This is a genomic window from Micrococcus sp. EWR3.9.1, assembly GCF_052615555.1.
On the sequence record NZ_JBQXFD010000073.1, the window covers coordinates 1 to 208 of the forward strand.

Annotated in this window: 1 protein-coding gene; it reads right to left on the bottom strand. The window is 67.3% G+C overall.

Annotation, left to right across the window (positions count from 1 at the left end; genetic code table 11):
- Positions 1-208: IS3 family transposase (locus ACUJ8O_RS11630; RefSeq protein ID WP_445373415.1), on the bottom strand; the 208-nt coding region annotated here is incomplete at both ends.

The following is a 208-nucleotide window of genomic DNA, read 5'->3' on the forward strand; positions in this document are numbered from 1 at the left end:
CGGTCGGATCTGGCCGGGTCGTCTTCACCCGCTTCGACCTGGTCGCGCCCTTAATCCCTGCGGCGCGCATGAGCCGGCCCGTCTGATCTCGGCCGATGTCGATCCCGGCGCGACGCGCGGTCTTCCAGAGCTTTCTGACCCCGTAGACGCGGTAGTTCGTCTCCCAGAGCTCGACCAGCTGCGGGATCAGCTCCTCGTCCCACACCGA